The organism is Marivivens niveibacter (assembly GCF_002150005.2).
Lineage (GTDB): Bacteria > Pseudomonadota > Alphaproteobacteria > Rhodobacterales > Rhodobacteraceae > Marivivens > Marivivens niveibacter.
Map to the genome: position 1 here is coordinate 149,225 of NZ_MSPP01000005.1, position 15,652 is coordinate 164,876.

General features: G+C 51.8%; 11 protein-coding genes. 6 read left to right on the plus strand and 5 right to left on the minus strand.

Going from position 1 to position 15,652, the window contains the following annotated elements; all coding sequences use genetic code 11:
- The first annotated feature begins 36 nt into the window (after positions 1-36).
- A complete protein-coding gene (locus BVC71_RS13455; RefSeq protein WP_086452204.1) occupies positions 37-1,182 on the plus strand; it encodes an alpha-D-ribose 1-methylphosphonate 5-triphosphate diphosphatase in 1,146 nt (381 codons plus the stop codon).
- Positions 1,183-1,469: 287 nt separating this feature from the next.
- Positions 1,470-1,604, plus strand: coding sequence for a DUF6331 family protein (locus tag BVC71_RS15665; RefSeq protein WP_420845607.1), 135 nt, complete (start codon positions 1,470-1,472; stop codon positions 1,602-1,604).
- A gap of 722 nt (positions 1,605-2,326) precedes the next feature.
- Here BVC71_RS15665 and BVC71_RS13465 read toward each other — a convergent pair.
- Positions 2,327-5,347: an Ig-like domain-containing protein gene (locus tag BVC71_RS13465; RefSeq protein ID WP_086452206.1), complete on the minus strand. Its 3,021-nt coding sequence runs from the start codon at positions 5,345-5,347 to the stop codon at positions 2,327-2,329.
- 944 nt (positions 5,348-6,291) lie between these two features.
- Positions 6,292-8,061 (minus strand): purine-cytosine permease family protein, encoded by a 1,770-nt coding sequence (locus BVC71_RS13470; RefSeq protein ID WP_086452207.1) that lies wholly within the window; start codon positions 8,059-8,061, stop codon positions 6,292-6,294.
- A gap of 224 nt (positions 8,062-8,285) precedes the next feature.
- Between BVC71_RS13470 and BVC71_RS15610 the strand changes: the two genes are divergently transcribed.
- The gene (locus BVC71_RS15610; protein WP_086452208.1) at positions 8,286-8,930 is read left to right on the plus strand and encodes a methyl-accepting chemotaxis protein; all 645 of its coding nucleotides are present in this window, start codon (positions 8,286-8,288) and stop codon (positions 8,928-8,930) included.
- Positions 8,931-9,040: 110 nt separating this feature from the next.
- Here BVC71_RS15610 and BVC71_RS13480 read toward each other — a convergent pair whose 3' ends face one another.
- On the minus strand, positions 9,041-9,955 hold the full coding sequence (locus BVC71_RS13480; RefSeq protein WP_086452209.1) for a hydrogen peroxide-inducible genes activator: 915 nt from the start codon (positions 9,953-9,955) through the stop codon (positions 9,041-9,043).
- 98 nt (positions 9,956-10,053) lie between these two features.
- On the opposite strand from BVC71_RS13480, the gene nhaA reads away from it, so the two are divergent.
- Together nhaA and BVC71_RS13490 are read left to right on the plus strand one after the other, a co-directional pair.
- Positions 10,054-11,247, plus strand: coding sequence for a Na+/H+ antiporter NhaA (gene nhaA / locus BVC71_RS13485; RefSeq protein ID WP_086452210.1), 1,194 nt, complete (start codon positions 10,054-10,056; stop codon positions 11,245-11,247).
- 21 nt (positions 11,248-11,268) lie between these two features.
- The gene (locus tag BVC71_RS13490) at positions 11,269-12,237 is read left to right on the plus strand and encodes a sodium-dependent bicarbonate transport family permease (RefSeq protein WP_086452211.1); all 969 of its coding nucleotides are present in this window, start codon (positions 11,269-11,271) and stop codon (positions 12,235-12,237) included.
- A gap of 148 nt (positions 12,238-12,385) precedes the next feature.
- On the opposite strand, the gene BVC71_RS13495 is transcribed toward BVC71_RS13490, so the two are convergent.
- Positions 12,386-13,123 (minus strand): alpha/beta hydrolase family protein, encoded by a 738-nt coding sequence (locus BVC71_RS13495; RefSeq protein WP_165767776.1) that lies wholly within the window; start codon positions 13,121-13,123, stop codon positions 12,386-12,388.
- A gap of 177 nt (positions 13,124-13,300) precedes the next feature.
- On the minus strand, positions 13,301-13,657 hold the full coding sequence (locus tag BVC71_RS13500; protein WP_165767777.1) for a hypothetical protein: 357 nt from the start codon (positions 13,655-13,657) through the stop codon (positions 13,301-13,303).
- A 554-nt stretch (positions 13,658-14,211) separates the two neighbouring features.
- Between BVC71_RS13500 and BVC71_RS13505 the strand changes: the two genes are divergently transcribed.
- A complete protein-coding gene (locus BVC71_RS13505; protein WP_086452214.1) occupies positions 14,212-14,757 on the plus strand; it encodes a YdeI/OmpD-associated family protein in 546 nt (181 codons plus the stop codon).
- Positions 14,758-15,652 lie beyond the last annotated feature (895 nt).

The window sequence follows — 15,652 nt, forward strand, 5'->3', positions numbered from 1 at the left end:
TCGGCATCATCCCTAACACCATGTCATGACAATAAAATGTCAGGCGATTTGATCCTTGCCAATGCTCAGCTTGTTTTGCCGGACCGGGTGCTGTCTGGCTCAATCACGGTAGAACAAGGGATGATCACCGAAATCACCGAAGGTGACTTTGTGCCGAATGATGCGATCGACTGTGGCGGCGACTTGGTCATTCCGGGACTTGTGGAATTACATACTGATAATGTCGAACGACACATCGAGCCGCGCCCAGAAGTAGATTGGCCCCATCTGCCAGCCTTGCTGGCCCATGATGCAGAACTTGCATCAACCGGCATTACCACGGTGTTTGACGCGATGCGCGTGGGGTCTATCCATTCCGGCAAAAAAGGCAACTACGCAGATTATGCCCGCAATCTGGCAAACGAACTGTTGGCGGCACGCGCTGAAGGGTTGTTCAAGATCAGCCATTTCCTACACCTGCGTGCTGAAATTTGTTCGGAAACCTTGCTCCAAGAACTCGCTGTTTTTGTTCCAGATGACCGCGTTGGTATCGTCAGCCTTATGGATCACACCCCCGGACAGCGACAATTCCGCGACCTGACGGCGCTCAAGACGTATGTTTCCAAAAAACGCGGCATGACCGATGCAGATTTCGAAGAGCATGTGAAGCACCTGTTGGATCTGCAAAAACGCTTTGGAGAAGCGCATGAAACCGGTGCCGTCCAAGAAGCCAAAAGACTGGGTGCGGTACTTGCCAGTCATGATGATACCACGGCTGATCATGTCGCGACATCTGCCGCCAATGGGGTTGGATTTGCAGAGTTCCCGACGACCGTCGAGGCAGCGGAAGCCTGCCGCGCGCACGGGATCGCTGTCATGATGGGCGCCCCCAACCTTGTGCGCGGAGGATCACACTCAGGTAATGTTGCCGCAGAAGAGCTCGCAAAGGCAAACCTCTTGGATATCGTCTCATCGGACTATGTTCCTGCTGGGCTGCTTTTGTCCGCATTTCATCTGGCAAAGCTATGGGGCGACACCCCGCGCGCCATCGCAACGGTCACCAAAAACCCTGCAAAAGCGGCTGGACTGACAGACCGCGGAAGTTTGGAGGTCGGCTTGCGCGGAGACTTGTTGCGCGTGCGAAGCACAACCAAAGGTCCGGTTGCGCGCAGCGTGTGGAGCCAAGGGATTCAGGTCGGCTGACAATAGATCATCGTTATTGGTGGTTAGGCCGAGGCGACGAAAAAGTATAAATTCCTTCGGCGTCATTTTCACATCGGGTGTGATCTGGCGTGAACGGGTAGACTGGGCTGAGATTTACGCCAGACCCATGTCTGTTTTAATTGCAAATTGAAACTGGCTGCGCAACTGCAGCGAATGTCCGCATTCCGCCCAAAGCTAAAGATTTTCTGCAATGCAAAAGCGAAGGCCGCGTGTATTCTGAATGCAAAGGTTTTGACTTTTGCTAGGTTGGAGTTGCCATGAAACGTATGCCAGTGCTATCCGCGGCACCCCCGCAGAAACATCATGAAGCGCTGGCCAAATACTGCGCCACAATGTGTGAGATAGAATGTTGTGGACTGGATGCGTGCGACTTTTCTCAGGTCCACATCGCCTCATATTGAATGAGTAGAAATGTTCGTTCCCCATTGAGTGTTGCGCAGGAAATCATTGAACAAGCCATAACACTGAAATCAAATTATGGATCAAATGGCGCGAGTACTCGCGGTGTTGCAATCCATGAAATAAACGAGCGTATGACAGCTCCGAGAGTCGATATTTTGGCTGAAATGCTCGAGCGACAAGCGGCTATAGCGAAAGCTATTCTCGAGACCCAGCGAACGGATGAGCGCGATCCTGTTTTCGTTTGCGAAGATGGCCGAGGTTCTGACGTCCTGAACGAAGATTGATTAGACCCGTGACCTGGACGGCAGCCTCGTCCGCACTTAGGATATTTACCCCAAGATTTCGCTGCAGCACGCCATAAGCGGCCGCTTCGGGGAAGCCGTACCACGGCGAGGATGCACGCCCGACCGTCAGCTTTGGCCCGCCAGCGTCCGCCTTTCTGTTGCGTCAGAGCGCGGGTCCCGCCGCGCCGCCGCAGGACCGCTTCGAGCCCATTTTACTCGATGCTGCAAACTGCGCGACCGCATCGCGCTTGAAATCGTATGTGAAATTCCCTGTGTCCAGCATGGCCTCCTTGACTTAAAGTTAGCGAAGAATGCGTCCACAATACGCGGGGCTATTCAGTCGGACTGAGGTTGAGAGAGGCCCAAAGCCGACATTGCTGATGCCGCCATGCGCCGCATTATAGCTTATTCAAACCAGACCTTCGCGGCGACGTGATTTATACGAATACGAAGTCGTCTACAGCAACCTGACCCATACTCAGAGCAAACCCAGTGTAGATTGAGTGCGCAAGCCATTCGTCCAAGACCGTACCTGAAAGCTCAACCGCTGGCCCCGCCTCTATATTGATGTTCTCATTGATCGGCCCCGCATTAATACCGCCATAGACGTTGGCATAGACCGCCGTCAGAAAATCATAAAGGTGCACGCCAAGTGTCCCTTGGGTATAAAGTGCAGCGTTGTTGTTCAAGCTAAGGTCGTAGCTGATCTCGCCGTCTCCATTGGCGTCATATTGCGATGCGTCAAAGACGAAGAAATCCTCACCGAATACAAAATCAAATTCTGTGCCGTCTTCCATCGTAACAGTGCCAAGAAGATCGCCCATATCCAGCTGCAAGGACTGACTGTATGACAAGTTATTCACGAGAGAATAGTCGATTGCAGTCGCTTCCGCGCCAATCGAAACGCCCGCCACGCCAATAGAAAAGTCTTGCGTCAAAGGATCGTTTGGATAGCCGGCAATCAACGCACCAATTGCGTCTAGATCAAAGGTGATCCCAGCAAAGGTCTGCCAGTTGGATCCGGTGAGTGTATCTCCGAAAAAGTTCGAACTTCTCACTTCAAAATTGGGAGCCGTTCCCCATGCGGATAGATAATCGTTCGCATAAGACAAGAAGTTCGTGGAATAGAGCCCTTCAAGCAACGAGAACGTCGTTCCGTCAAAATTTACCAGCGAAAATGGGTCCGCTCCCAAAATACTATCCAGGTTGAAATCCAGATCAACACCCGCACCGACATTGCCGTAGTCGATGGTCAAGCCCGGGGAGGCGAACCCTGTATGGAAATGGATATAGCCCCAGAAGACGAACCGCATTACGGCGTCCAATTCAAATCCCGTCAGCGACTGATCAAACCCCAAAGATGGGATTGATGCATTGAAATAGCTGGCGGCTGGGTCTGCTACGCCAGACGTTTGAATGCTCAAAACGTCGTTGGTCGCATTGTACCAGCTTTCGATATTTCCGTGGTACTGAAGGCCTGCGTCCACAGCCCCACCAGAGATCGAAAAAGAGTTGCTCAGATCAACGTCGATTTCAGTGATGGCGGAAATGTCAGCCGAGAAATGCGACGTCAGGCCAACCCCAGCCACCGTCCAGTTCAGAGGTCCCAATACTGGGACGACGACCTGCCCGTGCTCATCCAGGGATGCGGATAAATCATAGGTTCCCGACGCGCTAAAGGCGTTACCTGTTGACCAGATCGACCCATTGGTCAAATTGAAATAAGGGTTAACGCTGACCGAAGAATAAACCGTTTCAAATTCGAGCGTTTCACTTGCTGTGGCTTCATCCCCGTTCGAGGTTTCTCGGGCGACTGCAGTAACCTGCAAATCGAAATTATGGGATTCCGTAGGGGACAGACTCAGCACGAATTCCTGCGTGATGGTGTCGCCGTCCATGACAGGATCAAACATCGGCTCGATGCCATATGCGGACAAATCCACCAGCTGCCCATTTTCATCAGTCGCCGAGAATTCGATACGATCAAGGATCTCTGAACCGTCTAAATCACCGACCGTTGCGCTCACTTGTATGATGGTTTGCGCGGGCGAAGTGCCAGACCGCGTTGTGACCGTGAGCTCAGGCGTATCCGCGACTGCCTCTACGTTAACTGTCGCAATTGCTGTGGATTGGGCAAGGCCATCACTGATTGTATAGGTGATAACGTCAGTCCCGCTAAAATTCGCGTTTCCTTGATAAACAAGCTGCCCATTGGAAATGGTAACCTGTGCCCCAGAAGCAGCGGTCGCTGACACGATTTGCAAATTATCCAGAGTGTCAGGATCCGTATCATTCGCTAAGACGTCGATGGTGACGGCCTGATCTTCGAGCGTCGTCGCTGTGTCTGAATTCGCCGTTGGGCCATCATTCTCACCAACCAGCGTCACTGTGACACTCTGGGTCGTGGCTCCGCCGTTTCCATCATCAATTGTAACGGAGTATTCCTGAGTCAGAATCTGATCTTGTGCAAGATCCTCGAGGGCGCTGTCGTCAATCGCAAAAGCCCAATCAACAGTCCCCAAACCGCCACCATTTGTGTCGTCGACAAGCGTAACGCTGAAATCTCCGCGATAGTCTCCTTGGTCGTCAACGGGGGCAAATGACACCGTATGTGTGTCCGACAAATCCAGGTCCGCGAAAACGATCGTGTCCCCTGCTAAATGTACCAAGTTATTTTCATCTTGGCCGTTATCAAACACCTCTGTGATCACGCCGGCCTGGGCCGCCGATGTGACAACAACAGCGTCATTCACACCCTCAATATTGAAACTGTGGGATACGGTTTCTTGGGCACCATTGCTGTCCGAATACGTCAGTGTGATGGTTTCGGTCGTGCTTTCGCCGACCGCGAGATAGTCATAAAGATCACCGGGCGCGAACGTGAATGACACCCCTGTGCTGGTGCCCATCAGCGCATCTTGCACCGGCGCGCCTACAGCAGCGGTAACCAAACCATCGCCTGTGACATCGAAACTGTCGAGCATGATAACGTCCCCGTCAAAATCGTACAGATCAACGTCGACAACCAGATCGTCATTTTCGAGAGTGGACATGGTCTGCGTCCGCAACACAGAAACTGGCCCATTGTTACCGTTTGTCAGGTAAGTGAAATCACCAAATTGTAGAACTTCGATATGCTTGAGCTCGTCGTTCCCATCTTCGCCTGACACGAATAGCCGGTTACCCTTGCCGTCCGCCCAAGTGTAATCGAGTATCGACCCCGCAAAAATTACAGTGTCCCAGCCGTCATTTCCAAAAATAATATCATCGCCAGATCCCGCGTCGATCGTATCATCGCCGTCGCCGCCATTGATGCGATCATCCCCAAGGCCGGACCAGATAAAATCATTGCCGTCGCCACCGTTAATTTTGACGCTATTTATTGGATCGCGTTGATCCAGCATGTCATTTGCAGAACCACCGGGTAAGACTTTGTCGAATTTTGCTTTTCGTGCCACGTGGAATTCCTTTTAAAAATGAATTCAAAAAAATAGCGAAAAAGATTTACTGATCATAAAAGGAACACGAAAGAGTTTAAAAGACTGCTTCGCACCATAACTTGGTAGTTGCCGGACACGATACGCATGGCAGCACGAACGAGTCAATCTTTTCGGATACTAGCCAACTTGCTTACATTGGGCCTCGAGCCCCTAGGGACTGCTACTTGCGTAAACCAAATTCATTATTACGCCCGCAGCAAATGGCAGCCACACGCCCTTTAATGCAGACTAGGTTTTTAGCTCCCAAGACTAACGTTTTTTGAATAACTAACGATGGTGCTGCTACCTAGGAGCGGTGGTTCATTCCATGATCATGATACTCACGTGGGCGCGTTTGCGCCCGCTCGCTACGGGAGACAAATTGAACAAAACAAATTGCGATGTATTAAAAACGCAGACCCAAAATTAATAGCGTGCCCAAAAAATTACTCAATTTGATGGGGCATTAATCGGTGCTTTTTGTAGGCCCATTGAAGATACACGTCTTCCCGATTTGTCTGTAATTCTGGCTTAGATCAACTCCCTGCAACCAATGTTTTTGTTCAACAAAAACAGGTTGATAAGTTTTTGGGCTTTAAGTTTTCTTAAATTCAGCAACCAATTTGGTCTCCAATGGAACTAAGAAAAAATGTGAACCGATCAAAACGCGGCAGGCCAGTTTCGACGACGTTGAGGACGCTCGCCTTAACTGTTCAAGAACATCGTCAACGCCCGACCGACTGGTAACCCTCGCCCAAGAGCTAATCTCGTTATTTGCTAGTCATGAATTTTGATCTGAAAAGCACCTGTTGGACGAGAGTTAGATATCAATGGCTGCACTTTGTTTCGCCGCATCTCGGTGCGTAGACCAAAGCCAGTAAGGTGGGTAGCCAGGTTGGGCTACCCACTCGTTTTGGCAAGGTTCACTGCGCGTCGCCATCCGGTCCGTCAGTTGCGCTCATTGCTGCCATTGCCAAAAGAAAGTAAATTGCAGTCAATGCCGCGGCGATCAGAAAGAAGTCCTCGAGCATTGTGCCCAAGACCATTGGATCTGGTGCGGTGAACGCGATGCGCAGGGCAAACGCGATCATGAAAATTAGAACCGCGCCTGCTCCGGCTAGCAACCATTTTGCCAGACGCGCAGTGTGCTCATTCGATGGATCTTCTTCCAAATCCTCTGAATGCTCGGCCAAACGCTTTTCTTCGAAGCGGGTCAAGATGGCCTCTCGCTCTGCCTGATGTGCCTCGTCCGACGGCCACGTGTCACGCGCGCCCATCAGGCTTGCGGCGAAGGGGTAAAGGATCAGGGCGATGACATATTCAGGAAGGAAGATGAAGTAGAAGCTCATGGCGCCAGTCGTTATCATCAAAACAGCAAAAGCCAGCGCGACACCCCACGTCAGCAGCGCCGCTGGGTTCAAAGGTTGACCCAGATAGCGGGACCAATAGCGTGTCATGCCGAGCTTCGGCAGCAGGTAATGTTCGGCAATAACGATTGCTCCGACAGGCGACAGCAGAATTGCACCGTAGACTGTCAACGGCATCACCGACTGCGCAACAAAGGGGAAACACGCTGCAATGACGATGAACACGCCCACGATCGCAGTGACTTTACCACGCGAATAGGATGGCATTAGGGTCGCAGCAGCCAAACCCGCGCGGTATAGACAGGCATTTGCCGTGGTCCAACCGGCACAAATCACAGCAAGTATGCCAACTAAACCGAGTACCGAATAGGCAACATCAGCCGAATCCAGCGCCATCAGCGGGGTCGCCAGCGCAACGGCCGCACCGGCACCCATCAGTCCAGCTGCGATCCAACCGATGTAGTGGCCCAGAAACATGCCGACGCCAGAGAAAACGCCATACCATTTGCGGTGGGCAAAGCGGAAGGTTGCCATATCGATCAGGCCTAGGTGCACCATCGCTCCATTCGCCCACGCAAATGCGGCGACTTCCCAAACTGTAATACCTGGTTCGCCTTCGGGTGTTGTGCCCTGCCAGATCGACGTATCAGCGATATTAAGAAAACCGGACAAACCGTCAAAACCAGTGTCACCCGTCACATGCAACGCCAGCATCGGCAGCGCAATCGCACCGCCGCATATGAAACAGGCCAGCATCCATGGCGCACAGATCGTTGCAAAGTTCGCCATCGCTTCAAACCCACGAGCCGCGACCACAATCACCACAGCTCCTAACGCAAGCGTCACCAGAATGAACGCGAATGATGTCGGATAAGGAGCTAATTGCACGGGCAATCCAAGTGCAAAACGAACAGCATAGGCCGATACAGTGATCATTGCTGCCGCCAAGGCGCCGTAGAACAGAAGGATGGCAGTGTTATAGATTTTACTGAAATACGAACCCGTTATCTGTTCGAGGTAGGCAAACAATGACCGGCGCGTTTCAACTGCAATCGGCGTTGTTACCAATGTCCAACTGATCACGGCCATTAGGTTACCCAACAGCAGACCCAGTAATAGTTCGCGCGCGCCAACACCCATCGTGACGAACGTAATCCCGATCACAAATTCGGTCGCGGCAATGTGTTCACCGCCGAATAGCCCCGCAAAATACCGCCAACCTCGGACGTGCCGCGCAGCTGGCGGTATCGCGTTTTTTAAATGACGTGTTGTCCCTTTTGCATGGGCCGAAATCGGGGTCGCCTGCGGCGCGTTTGTAAAACTCATAAGGTCTCGGTTGGTTATAAAAATCAGCCCGTAAAGTGATGCGGACAGTTAACCAACCGCCATCCGCCACCTCAGTTCCCTAAAATTTGATCGTTTTGGAACTTTAATTCATTTTGTCTCAAAAAATAGAAATGACCCCTTAACTATTGCCCCATAAGGGAAAAACTAAAACGAGGTCACAAAGTGCCGTTAGGTTAACCATACTAAAAACGATTGGCCAAACGATGAACGATCTTTCCCCCATTCACTCCACCAAACGCTTCGAAGATCTTGATCGTTTAGGAAATCCGATAATGGTCGCTGATGCGAACCTGATTATTGTTTTCGCCAACAAATCCGCGATTGAAATGTTTCGTCGGATCGAAGAACCAATTTCGCAGTACATCAAAGGGTTCAGCGCAGACTCTGTTGTTGGTAAAAACATAGACAGTTTCCACCAGCACCCGGGCATTCAGCGACGCCTAATTGCAAAAATGGTAGAACCGCACACAGCAGCGTTAACGATTGGTGACTGCCACCTGCGGTTCAGAGCCACCCCCGAATTCACCGCTGATGGCGCTCTGGCTCATGTTTTTGTCGAATGGCAGGATGAGACAGAACTGTACGAAGCGCGCGCGCAATCAAGCGAGCTGTTTAACCGCGTTGATGGCGTCATCAAAGTGATGGACGACATTTCGATGCAAACCGATATGCTTGCAATTAACGCTGCGATCGAAGCGGCCCATGCTGGTCAAGCAGGCAAAGGTTTTGCCGTTGTTGCAACCGCTGTGCAGAACCTAGCAGCCCGATCTGCAAAGGCCGTACGCGAAACAGAAGAGCTGATCCTAGAAGCCCGAGCATTAACGGACGGCGGGTCCGATCAATCGTGACGGATCAAATTCGCTGCAGCAACGCGAATTGTGCAATAGACAAAGTCAGAGGACAGACAAAGTAATCGCGTAGGGTCGTGCTGAACATGCAGGCCTTGAAAATGGTGGAATTATTCCGTTGGCCTATTCATTAGCGTCTCCGCTTCGTGACGAAGAATGTCGGCTAAGACTTCGCTACCGGGCCGTGGTTCGGGCAACTGGGGTTGTATCAGCGCGAGGTCTCGGTTTGCGGCTGTGTCGCTGATAGCTAAAAGGCTGACATCGGTGCCCCGCCGTGCCTCCGTCGCGGCATAGATACTGGGCAGTATGGCAATGCCCGCGCCGGTAGCAGCCATTAGGCGGATCGCATCGAGGCTGGTGCCTTCATATTCATCAGAGACCCGGCCGCCAGCACGCGCAGCCAGACCCGCAACGATATGAGAGAGTCTGTGCATTGAACCCAACGTAAGAAGTGTCTGCCCTCGCAAGTCACCAATTCTTAAAGCCGAATTGCTTTGCGCCAAAGGGTGGTCGAGTGCCATTGCAGCCCAGAGGTGTTCTTTGAATAGATGTGCTTTGCGCGCGCCCGGGTGGTCTTCGGGCGTCGAGATGATCATGTCTAATCGACCGCTGCGTAGCCCTTCGCTTAGGTCTCGGGTGCTTTCTTCCCGCACGATCAGGCGAAAACTTGGGTGCTCTGCATGCAGGCGGCGGACGACCTCGGGTAGCAGGTAGGGGCCAATTGAGGGCAGAACCCCAAGGCGCAGGCGTCCTTGGAAGATACCGCCCCCCTGCGCCGCTGCGCGTAGATCCTCGAGCTCGTGCAAAATCTGGCGCGCACGCCGGACGATCTCTTTTCCGACTGGGGTGATTTTGGCGCCTGCACGGCCGCGTTGAAACAAGGTGATGCCAAGGTCGGCTTCGACATCGGCCAACTGAGCAGACAGACTGGGCTGACTGACGTTCAATTGTGCAGCGGCCAGCCCCACTTGGCCCGTGTCGGCCACGGCAACGATATATTCGAGTTGGCGGAGGGTAGGTCTCATATAGCTTTTACCTATTTAAAAGATAGTTAGCATATATTTTACTTAATATTAAATTCAAACGATAACATGGCGGACCCTGCTCAAACCCGGAGACCACAATGAAAAAAACCCTCAACCATGTTCAAGCATTCATGAAGATGGAGGCCAGCGCAGGCCTTGTGCTGATGGGGGTTGCCGTTTTCGCCGTAATCGCCGCCAATACGGCGCTTTCTCCCATCTACGAAGGTTTCCTAAGCACTTACATCACGGTGGGTGTCGGGAGTTTTGAAATCGCAAAACCGGCACTGCTGTGGATCAATGACGGGTTGATGGCTATCTTCTTCTTCCTCGTCGGCCTTGAGATCAAACGAGAGGTGCTTGCCGGTGAATTATCCAGCTTTGACAAGGCACTGCTGCCGGTTCTGGCTGCAATCGGCGGTATGCTGGTGCCGGGATTGGTGTTTTTCGCGATCAACGCGGGCACACCAGAGAACCTGAACGGCTGGGCTATTCCCACGGCAACTGACATTGCTTTTGCTCTGGGTATCCTTGCGCTATTGGGTAGTAGGGTTCCCGTGACGCTGAAAATCTTCCTGCTGGCCATTGCGATCATTGATGACCTTGGTGCAATTATCATCATTGCTGTTTTCTACACGTCAGAGCTATCTACCAACGCTCTTACATTGTCGATGCTGGGATTTGCGCTGGCAGCCGCGCTGAACCGTATGGGCGTCAGAAAGGCAGCACCCTATGTGCTGATCGGCATCTTTATGTGGGTCTGTGTGTTGAAATCTGGTGTTCATGCAACGCTGGCCGGTGTGCTGATTGCACTGACCATCCCGATGAAGGCGCCCGATCACGAAAAGACCCTGCTGCATCGCATGGAAAAAGGTCTTCACTACTGGGTCGCATTTCTGATTTTGCCAATATTCGCCTTCGCCAATGCTGGCGTAAGCCTGCAAAACGTCGCCCTCGCGGACCTTCTGCAACCGCTGCCTTTGGGAATTGCCGCAGGCCTTTTCATTGGTAAACAATTGGGTGTTCTGGGCTTTACTTGGATCGGCGTGAAAAGCGGCTTGGCCAAACTGCCCATGGGGGTCGAATGGCGCCATGTTTACGGCGTGGCCTGTCTGACCGGTGTTGGTTTCACCATGAGCCTATTTATCGGGTCACTGGCCTTTGGTGCGGATGAAACGATGAACGCTGTTCGCCTTGGTGTGATCTCTGGATCTATCCTGTCGGGTACCTTGGGTTTTGCGGTGCTACGTACCGCGAGTCCAAGATCGGCATCCGTTTCCACCGCTGCTGAATAAACAAAAAACAAAGGGACAGTCATGGAACTTTCAATCGCGGCTCTCGCGAGCAATCTGCTCGCGCCAACGATCCTCTTTTTTGTCCTCGGCCTCATCGCTGCGTTGGCTCGCAGCGATCTGTCCATCCCCGAAGGCGCAGCCAAGGTTATGTCGATCTATCTACTGCTCGCCATCGGGTTCAAAGGTGGCGCGGCCGTCGCCAAAAGCGGGGTTGATGCCCAGCTTGTCGCATCGTTGGGGGCCGGGATTGTTCTGTCCTTTGTCCTGCCCTTCGCGGCCTATGGGCTTTTGCGCCTAATGACACGGCTGGATGGGTTGAACGCCGCCGCAGTTGCTGGACATTACGGTTCGATTTCTATCGTTACCTTCGTCACAGCGGTCAGCCTGCTAGACGCACGTGGCATTCAGTCCGAAGGCTACCTCGTGGCTGTAGCGGCTGTTATGGAAGTGCCCGCCATCATGTCCGCCCTGTGGATTGCGGCGCGCAAAGGCGGGGTGGCGACGGTTGATTCCACGCTTTATCGGCACATCCTTGGCAACGGCTCGATTGTGCTGTTGGTTGGATCCTTTGCAATCGGTGCAATCACAGGCGAATCCGGCCTCAACGATTTACACCCCTTTATCGTCGTGCCTTTCACCGGCGTGTTGGCCGTTTTCCTTTTGGACATGGGATTGTCGGCCGGACGTAGTCTGATGAAAAACCGCAAGGATATCTCTGGAGGGCTGCTCGCCTTCGGATGCGTGATGCCAATTGTAGGGAGCCTTTTCGGACTGATCTGTGCGGAATTGGTTGGCCTATCGACCGGCGGAACGTTCCTATTGATGGTTCTAAGTGCATCGGCATCCTACATTGCGGTACCTGCTGCCATGCGTTTGGCGCTGCCCGATGCGAAATCAGGTATCTATCTGACCCTAGCGCTTGGCGTGACCTTCCCGTTCAACCTCACCCTTGGAATGCCACTCTATTACATGTTGGCTAGCTGGTTTTAGGGGCGCAATGATATCAGCCTTTGAAACTTGGCCTCCTCTTTCGCAACTGATTATCCCTTCAGGAAACCGGTAATTGTCTAAGGTCAGCAGTGCGGACTAAGTGCTAATTCCAACGTCTGCTTATTGTGGGAATTCGTACGCAGCGATCTCAATTTGCGAGCCTTTCGCGGGCTGCGAAAATTGCGGTCAGCCATGCTGTCGATAGGGCGCGATTACCGGAATGATCTCCGTCTGGCACAATTATCAGTTTGTTGGATATACCCAAACTGTCCAGATGCTTGGCATAGTTTTGACTAAGTGCAGATGGCGTGGTCGAATCTTGGCTGCCAGAAATTATAGTGACATGAGTTGCATTAGATGGGTTGAAATCCATCGGTGAAACAGAGCGAACAATCGTATCCTCTGGCCACTGAGGGTTCAGTTCTCGCCACATGGCAAGGTCACAAGGGCAAGCCACCAAAATTACTTCGTCAACAACGGCGTTTCCGAAAGAAAGCGCGAGCGCTAGCTGCGCCGCGCCTCCCGAATGTCCGACAGCCACGATAGGCGCATCTTGGCCAATACGGTCGAGATTTTCTGCAATAATTTTCGCGTTCTCAATAGTGTACTGGTCTCTGCGTCCGAAATTTTCGCCGGGACTTTGCCGTCCCCACGGATCTTGGTATCCAGGACGAAGTAACATATGGACAGTTGCTTCAGGAATGCGGCGCGCGATATCGGCACCAAAAGCGAAATAGCTCAATGGATCACCGCCATTGCCTTCGTCGCCATGCAACAGAACAATCGACAATTCGGAGCCAGTACCAATCTGCAGCCCATCTAAAGTGGTTTGGGATTTTGCAGGCGTGCTGAAAGCCAACAAGAACGCGAGCATCAGATACTTCATAGCGAGTACTGGTTTTACGTTTCCAACCGCGGTGCATTTCATCAGCGACAGGCTTTCCAATTTTTATAACAACAGATATTCGCAGCAGTGCAGAACTTCTGCAAGATGGGCTCGACGCGGTCCTGTGGCAGCGCGGCGGAACCTTGGGCTCATAAAGCTCTGACTTTAGTGCCTCAGTTAATCGCAATTATTCGGAATGGCGTTCGGCCCATCAACAAATTCCGTTTGCATCGTGAAGGCAACAATTTCTGACAAACACTGAACAGTAGGGATCGGTGCCCCTTGCAGAATAAAGAAATACAGACGCAACGATTGTCCGTTTTCACGCTCGCTATAAAAATACCTTAGTTTATCTGCATTTAGATCCAGATTATAACCCGGATGATCTGTGACCTGAGGAACAAGATTTATTTCTGACCAATTATTCAAAAGATAGATTGCAACGTTGGTTTGATCCAAAGTGAAACCTTCAAGAACAAAGCGATAGTCCGTTGTTTTTGAAAGTTCGTGGGCAATCGACTTGGAGATCATCAAAGATGCCTCCCTCTCTCTAAATGGAGAAATGACCACCAAATTTTGGGAGACTACCCCCGTCTGCGTCGTTTCTTTCGCCAAAAGCACGTTAGTAGACAAAAGTGAAAAAACGAGAAAAGTGTATAATCTGAAACGCATATGCCTATTAATTTTTATTCAAATCTCAGTGGATCCCGTTGAGGGCCATTAACTCTTGGTGGGCGCCTTGCTCCACCATTTAGCTACCATCTATTATAACAATTCTATCACAGGTAGTGGATTACTTTCATGATGCTACTTCATTTGTTGCGTCATAAAGCAATGCATTTCCAGGAATAGAATTAGAAGCTGCTTACTGCGCTTTACCTCTGCTCGTTACTTGCGCAGCGAAAGATTTCTTTCCGCCCTAATCTTAGGGCACTCACTATCGACCCAGAGCCGCCTTTGATCGCGCCAATTAGTTGCTGCGCTCACAGCGCGCATAGCGGGCCTTTGCCGAAGGAAGAGTTCAAGCACCAAGGCTTTGTTCGTCGGGCAGGTTTGACTGTCGATAAGCCACATCTACCTTCAGGAACATGAAGGACCTAGAAGTTACATCAACTGACCAGCTTTGGGGGTGGCTCGCCGAAAACCACGCACTCGAAGACAGCATTCAGCTGATCACGTGGAAGGCAGCACATCCCGATAAATACGTTAGTCGCGAAGATGTGCTAGATGCACTCATTGCCCATGGTTGGATTGATGGGCGGCGGTTTGTCGTGGATGATGACCGAACAGCTCAACTAATCACCGTTCGCAAGCAACAAGCTTGGTCAAAGTCATATAAGGACAGAGTAGAGCGCTTACGTAGCGACAACCTTATGCATCCAGCTGGCGAGGCAATGGTTGCAAAAGGCAAGGAGTCTGGACTTTGGTCTTTCTTTGACGATGTTGACGCGCTCATAGTTCCAAAAGATCTTGCAGAGACGTTGGATCAAGAGCTTTGGGAGGCTTTCGCTCCCTCTTATAAACGTAATGTGCTACGCTGGATCAAGATCGCGAAAACGCCCCAGACAAGGGCCACGCGCATCGCGAAAGTGGTCGAGGCAACGCGAGACAATCGCAAACTACCTCAGATGTAGATTATGCGTTCGCGCAAGACCCCTAGTTGCCGTTCAAACCGGAATTGGTCACTGCGCTGTGGCTTTGCCGAAGCGGTATTTCATCAAATGAAGTACGCACTCGTGAAGGCGTACCGACGCCCGTTGATTTCGAAAACAGGCTGATCAACTGAACAAGGCAGGTGTCCACAAATCTCAAAGCCCAATAGCGCGATAATAGCCTGCAATGCGTTCGATCGTCACCGCGTAAGCTATTGTGCGCAGAGACACCTGTTTGCCTTGCACCTAATACCCAATGATATCCGCGAAAGCGCGGGTCATGATCTCTTCCAGCCCTGAGCGTACCAAGTCGATCTCGCCTGCTTCTTGCGCAATGGCGAATACTATTTCGCAGTGACGCTCGAGTCAGAGCAAAACTATTTCGACGCGGGAAATGGCCGTCAGCTCCCCATCATTCTCGGTATGGTCGCAACGACCGAAATCCTGACCGGCGAAAGAACGGTTCTGCAATATTTGCTGAAACCGCTGAACCGCGCCTCGGACGCATTTCGCGAAAGATGACCGAGCCCCCCGCAGCGGCGACATATGAATCATTCGCGCGCACTGCGTGGGTACAGGTGCCATTCATCCACCCAGCAGCGGAAGTCCGAAAACCGCCTTTACTACACAGTGCTATCGACCTCCATAGCTGCTATTAGATTTGAATTCATAGCTACGTTGCTGCTGTAGCGAAGCGAATTATACTTTCCACGGTCTGCTGGAGCGCACTTATCACCGCAGGCACATCAAACTAAGTAAATTTGGATATCTCAAAACATCCTGGCCCACAGTTAATGCCGTCTGTGAAAGATTGCTCGAGTTCAAGTTGGCGGGTCCCTGATCGGCGCTTTTATGGTGGCCTGTTGAAGATACATGC